We start from the raw sequence: 6,558 nt of genomic DNA, 5'->3' as shown, positions 1-6,558 counted from the left end.
TTTTGGGATCAGCTCATTATTAAAAAATAAGGAATTTTCAAGAAAATGGCAGAACCTCAATTAAAGTATGTCAGTCGGATGAATAAAATGAGACTGAGCTTATTCGTTAGTCCTTTCTGAGAAGTGACTGTTTAATTGCAGGAGAGACCTTTCAATAGATTTCAGGTTCTGACGCCATCAAGGTTCTCCTGCTTCTGTATCCCGGCGGAGGATTGTACAAATGAGTCCACTATCGGTTTTATAGTATACCTAATTACTTAATCCGTGGTTGATAAATTAGCATTCAGCTATTGGCCTAGCGATTGCTCTTAACAGTCATCCCACCAGCCGCCGCCTTTGGAGCAGCATGCACGGACTGCTGTTACACAGCAAACTTTCCTATCATTGCAGCCACAACCGCCGCCCCAGCCGCCAAAGCCGCCATAACCGCCGCAACCGCAGCCACCGTAGCCGCCCCATCCTCCGCCGCAACCGCAGCCGCCGAACTTCTTAAAGAATGGAAATCCTCCCATTGTATTTACCTCCATATTTACTATATTTTGTTGTTGTATGTTTTTCGCGTTAATTTACACAGTTCATTATATATTTGAGAAGATATAATATAAGATTCGAGTATATCTTTCTCCAACCTAATTTTATATCGACTCACAAACTCTATTATTACTCCTGACACTCAAGTTGTAATCTACCAACCCCTAATAAGAATCAGATTCAACTTTAATTGCCAGAGAGTACAACTAATAATATAGTTGTAAATTATATAAATGGAATAGAATAATATATTCTTAACACTAAATAGTCATTGAAAAAGCTGGGAAATTATGCTCTATAAAATGAGTTTAGTTTTATATTTAATTTAGAAATATTAATTTTTAGAATAGCTCAATAAAATCAGTAACCTTAGTTTGAAATCAAAATTAAGACAAAAATAGAGCCTTAAAAGTACAAAAACGCCATATTTTACTAATTATAAGCGATTTGATGGCTTATAAGATGTGTATTTAGCGACAGAAAATAGTGTTACTTATTTGGTTTTCAAACTTTAATACCTTATTATTTTTATTACTAAGTAAACAGTGACGAATTTTCATTTGACTAATGACTAAATTTGAAGATCTGTTAATACACAACATCCAGATCCGTCTAAATAGAGAAACTTCACTTTCAAACATATGTAGCTTACAGTTGCTACCGCAGGTAATAAAATACATAGCCATCAATTCAAGACAATTAATCAGAAATTATCCTTCTATCTTGAATTGACAGCTTTTTTATTCATCCATAATTAACATTTTACGAGCTCAACGATTGGCCTGTCGATTGCTCTTAACAGCCACAACCGCCGCCCCAGCCGTACCAGCCGCCACAGCGGCGCCAGCAGCGACGCCAGCCCCAGCCGCCGCCCCAGCCGCAGCCACCAAACCATCCACACATTATATTTACCTCCAAGATTTTGCTATGTTATTCTATACTTTCAGATCTCTGTAAAGGTGAGCTTTTTAGACTAGGGAATTACACTCTCTAATCAAACTTATTCACCCACCCCCTAATCATACTTTCATGGCAACTTTTTAGAAATTATTAGAGTACTCATTTCCGTTTAGAAAGAAACAGTCCTCCCATGTTCTCCCATGAAAGTACAATTAAACATAGAATTATAAATTATATAAAAGACCTAGAATAACTGTTTCTGAATATAAATAACCTATATAAAAATAGAGAAAACCTCTATCAATAAAACAAGCTTACTTTTGAATTTACTCTACAATATCTAGTTCTATAAAAACTCTCAATAAATCAGGAATAAAAATCTGTAATTGAATATTCAGCCAAAAAATATTGTCTTAATAATCTCTATAATCCCTATTTCCTGACTAAATTCAATATAGAGCCTTAAAATAACATAATTTTGTTGAAAAAGTAGTACAACTCTTTTTATTATTAAACTTTATAACTTTAGTCTTTTTATTTTAAGCAAAATATCAATATAAAGGGCGACTATTTAATAGGATAAGTTTTTCGATTCAGATTGTGAATAAAAATAAGAGAACTTGCTGATTTATTATATTTGTGTTATTATCAATTGGATTCTTAGCGTTTTCAGTTAGGTGAATTACTTTTTAAAGATCTCAGGTCCCCATTAATTTCTTTGCCCATTTCAATTTCTTTTTCTTAATCGGGTTTACATCGTTATCTTCAAAATCAAAACCTGCTAGCCTAATTTTTTGAGCTCCAAATTCCCTGGCTACAAAAAAGCATCTGTCTCCATCACTGAAGCCTCCAAAATTATAGACTTCGTTAAAAGGTCCTGCCTGGGTAGTTGCAATAAATCGCTTAAAGCGGGGAACATATTTTTCAAGCTTATCAATATTGTCCCCATGCGCGTGAATAAGGACTATCGAGCCCTTTTCACAGGCAAGTATCTCTTTTTCGATATCAGCTTCTGAATTGCCATCAAGGTCGGTACAGATGACTTCAGGCACAATGCCCATATCCATTAGTACAGCAGCGGCTCCGTCGGCTGCAATTACCGTAAAAGCAGAAAAATTGATTTCCGAAAGGTCATTCCTGAGCCCTGGAGCGTTTCCGCAGACAAGGACAGGATTTCCGGAAATTATTGCTTTGAGCTCAGATAAGCTGATCGTGTTTTCTTCTGTCAACATGTAGGAAAGGAAAAAAGCTGCCTTTTCATCACCTGTTCGGTCAAATCCGAAATCCTCAAGGATTCGTTCGTAAATCGGTTCCCAGGTAGCAAAATCCATACGAATCAGTTTCCCTTCCGTTTTAAAGTTTGAGTTCAAAACTTCTTTAATTTTCAACCCTTTTTAAGAGTTTATTTCTTTGCAATACCCATCTTCATGGCAATGCCTTCGACATCCCAATCCTTTATAAGGGCTCCGGAAACATCGACATCACTGCCAAGGTTAAGGATATCGGCTCTTACCTCTTCTGCAATCAGATCCTTTAGTGTTTCAACAAGTCTCAGGACTCTTTCATCTTCGATCCGGACCGAGACAAGGATGTTTTCGTCCACTACAAGGTCAAGTTCCTTCCGCATATCCTGAAGCCTGCGAATTACTTCCCTTGCATATCCTTCAGCTTCCAGTTCTGGAGTCAGGTTTGCGTCCACATAGACAAGACCTGCATCGAACTCTGCACTTGCAGTCCCTCCTGGCAGGGTTTCTTTGAAGTTTGCCATGCCCGGAGTAGCTGTAACCGTTGTTCCGTCTGCAAGAGAGAGTTCAAACTCGCCAGCTTCGGCAAAGGCTTTTTTCAAAGCAAAACCGTCAACCTTTCGCAAGGCAGGAATGACTTTTCCTGCATCCTTCTTAAACACAGGGCCTATTTTGCTCGGATCAGGGATTACTTCAAGCCCGAGTTCATCCCAGCTCTCGCCAACGGGCGTCAGGACAATTGCCTTGGAATTTGTCTGATCCATAAGGACTGAGCGCAGTCTCTCTACAGCCTTTGCTACGTCCTCATTTTCAGGGGAAACAACTATTCGGGAAACAGGCCATCTGAGCTTTCTTCCTGCCTTCTGGCGAGCGTTTGAAGCGGCTTCCACTATTGAACGCGCAGTACTCATAGCAGCTTCGAGTTCAGGGTCAAGATAAGCTTCATTGACTTTTGGCCAATCGCACATATGAACCGATTCCAGTGCATTCGGGTCTACATTTCTGATCAGGTTCTGATACATCTCTTCAGCCAGGTAAGGCATAAAAGGAGAGATCAATTTTGTAAGGGTTACGTAGACTTCATAAAGCACGCAGTAAGCTGCAAGCTTATCAGGATCATCGGCTTCGGTCCAGGTCCTTGGGCGGATAAGCTGTATATACCAGCGGGAGAGGTCTTCCAGAGTAAATTCAAGAATCTCACGCACTGCCTTATGCAGGAAGTACCCGCTCATTGCTTCATCTACAGCCTTAACAACAGACTGAACTCTTGAGAGAATCCACCTGTCCTCCTCCCTGAGCGCGTCTTTTACGGAATCAAGGCTGACCTTAAGCGGATCAAAATTATCGAGTGCCATATAAGGCAGCGGGAACCTGAAAACGTTCCAGAGAATATTGATCGAACGGTGGACGTTTTCCACTTCTTCCTGGTTGAACTTAAGGTCATCCCAGGGTGCACTTGAGGAAAGCACATAGGCACGCAGAGTATCAGCCCCATACTTGTCGATTACATCAATCGGGGAAACCACGTTTCCAAGGCTTTTGGACATCTTCTTTCCGCCTGCATCAAGCGTAAAGCCATGCATGAGCACACTCTTGTAAGGAGCTCGTCCGAAGCCCACCATGCTTGCTCCGAGCTGGGAATAGAACCAGCCGCGTGTCTGGTCATGTCCTTCAGTGATAAAGTCAGCAGGCCACCATTCGTCGAACTGTTCCCTGGTCTGCGGGAACTTCAGGGTAGCCCAGGAAGCGACAGCCGAATCAAACCAGACATCGAAAACATCTTCAACACGCTTTTTCTCTCCACCGCACTCACAGGGAATAGTTAGTTTATCCACATAGGGACGGTGAAGTTCGACATCACCGCATGCTCCGGATTTTTCTAGCAGTTCGGCTTTGGTTCCTATTACCTCAAGTTTTCCGCATTTCTTGCACTTCCAGACCGGAATTGGCATTCCCCAGTAACGCTGCCTGGAAATGCACCAGTCTCTTGCGCCTTCGACCCAGGTCCTGAATCTGGCTGAACCTGCCCATTCAGGGTACCAGTCTACAGCATCAAGTGCCTCAAGCATTTTGTCCTTTATTTCTGTAACCTTGAGGAACCACTGTTCGGTTGCAAGGTAGATTATAGGAGTTTTGCAGCGCCAGCAGTGCCCGTACCTGTGCGTAACAGTTCCTTCTGCAAGCAGTCTGTTGCGTTTTCTCAGGTCTTCAATAACAATCGGGTTTGCTTCCCTGACGTTTTTGCCCGCATATTCCCCGGCTTCTTCAGTATAGGCACCGTTCGGACCCACAGGGCAGAGGATTGGAAGGTTATACTTCACGCCAACGTTAAAATCGTCCATACCATGCCCTGGGGCAATATGTACACAGCCTGTGTTTTCTGCAGTTACGTAATCGGCAAGATAAATGCCATGCTTTATTTCATTCTGCACAGGCACAAGATCTCCAACAGGGCTTTCGTACTCAAGTTTCGTCAGGTCTTCCCCAAGCATTGTCTCAAGTACTTCGTAGTCAACATACCTGCCCTGTCTAAGGACATTATCAATCAGGTCGGTAGCTGCAATCAAGATCTCATCAGAGCCGTCCTGCCTGATTGCCCTGAATTTAGAATATTCAAAACCAGGATGTACGGCTACAGCTACGTTTGCGGGAATTGTCCAGGGGGTTGTTGTCCAGATGACTATGAAGGTATTTTCCTCACCTTTGATCTTAAACTTCACATAGATTGAAGGGTCGGTCCTTTCGGCATATTCGACCTCGGAATCTGCAATTGCAGTCTCACAGCGAGGGCACCAGTTGACTGAACGTTTGCCCACATCCAGAAGGTTTTTCTCACTGGCTTGCTTGAGGGTCCACCAGGCAGCTTCAATATAATCGTCTTTTAAGGTCATATAGGGAGCTTCCCATTGCATCCAGACCCCTAGCCTCTGGAACTGTTCAGTCATTTCCTGCTTCTGGTTGATAGCAAATTCCTTACATTTCTCGATAAAATTCTCTACCCCGAAGCTCTCAATGTCCTTTTTGGATTTGAAGCCGAGCACGCCTTCAACTTTGACTTCAATCGGCAGACCGTGCATATCCCAGCCAGGACGCTCGAGAATATTACGGTTATTCATGGAGTAATAGCGAAGAATGGAATCTTTAATGATCTTATTCCAGGCAGTTCCCAAGTGGATATGTCCGGTCGTATATGGGGGGCCGTCAACAAAAAAAAGTCTTTTTCCAGTCTTGCGGTGCTCTCTGGTCTTTCGATAAGCATCGCTATCTTTCCAGAGCTGTGTGATCTTTTTTTCAATTTGCTCTGCGTTATACTTAGCAGTGATTTCTTTTATCATATAGGGTCTCCCTGAAGAAAGATTAGCTATAAAGTGAAAGTGCGGTCAGTGCAGTCCTGTTCTGAAGATGTCCTGCAGCTACCCGATAAGTATTGATAATAAATTTCTAACCGGTGGACTGTTGGAAAACTTTACTACCGGCCGCTTATATATTAAACTTCAAATAAGTATTTAACGAACATAATATAAGTATTCGGGAAAGAACGTCTTTACCTGTCCTGAAGGAAACGTATCTTCCACACGCCAATCAATTTATTGAGTAATTACTGTACTTGATTTAAGCTTTGTTATACCACAACCCATTTGAAAAACTTGAGCGAAAACCCCATCAACGCTTGAATTTGAAATCCTTATCCTCAACCTCCATGACGTGATCACAGCCCTTTCAAAAAAACTGCTTGCTCACAACCCTTTTAAAAAACTGCTTGCTCACAACCCTTTTAAAAAACTACTTGCCCGCAACCCTTTTAAAAAACTACTTGCCCGCAACCCTTTTAAAAAAAGGCTTGACCGAAAACCTCAGCAACGACGAGATCAACATCGTAACG

The 6,558-nt window shown here is 41.9% G+C and carries 3 protein-coding genes; all 3 read right to left on the bottom strand.

Annotated features, from left to right (window positions below; genetic code table 11):
- Nucleotides 1–308: 308 nt before the first annotated feature.
- The 3 genes from A9239_RS19280 to ileS all read right to left on the bottom strand — a co-directional run bounded on the left by A9239_RS19280 (nt 309) and on the right by ileS (nt 6,010).
- Nucleotides 309–512: a hypothetical protein gene (locus A9239_RS19280; RefSeq protein WP_069575218.1), complete on the bottom strand. Its 204-nt coding sequence runs from the start codon at nt 510–512 to the stop codon at nt 309–311.
- A gap of 1,617 nt (nt 513–2,129) precedes the next feature.
- Nucleotides 2,130–2,762, bottom strand: a complete 633-nt coding sequence (locus A9239_RS02700; RefSeq protein ID WP_048123087.1) for a 6-hydroxymethylpterin diphosphokinase MptE-like protein — start codon at nt 2,760–2,762, stop codon at nt 2,130–2,132.
- A 71-nt stretch (nt 2,763–2,833) separates the two neighbouring features.
- Nucleotides 2,834–6,010 (bottom strand): isoleucine--tRNA ligase, encoded by a 3,177-nt coding sequence (ileS, locus tag A9239_RS02695; protein WP_048119202.1) that lies wholly within the window; start codon nt 6,008–6,010, stop codon nt 2,834–2,836.
- Nucleotides 6,011–6,558 lie beyond the last annotated feature (548 nt).

This window comes from Methanosarcina sp. A14, assembly GCF_001729375.1.
Classification (GTDB): Archaea; Halobacteriota; Methanosarcinia; order Methanosarcinales; family Methanosarcinaceae; genus Methanosarcina; species Methanosarcina barkeri.
The sequence above is the reverse complement of the archived record's forward strand: the minus strand, read 5'-3'. Positions and strand labels throughout refer to the sequence as shown.

Bases quoted from the DNA above. Each gene is read 5' to 3' on its own strand.
- ileS (WP_048119202.1), bottom strand. From the start codon at position 6,010: ATGATAAAAGAAATCACTGCTAAGTATAACGCAGAGCAAATTGAAAAA.
- A9239_RS19280 (WP_069575218.1), bottom strand. From the start codon at position 512: ATGGGAGGATTTCCATTCTTTAAGAAGTTCGGCGGCTGCGGTTGCGGC.
- A9239_RS02700 (WP_048123087.1), bottom strand. From the start codon at position 2,762: ATGGATTTTGCTACCTGGGAACCGATTTACGAACGAATCCTTGAGGAT.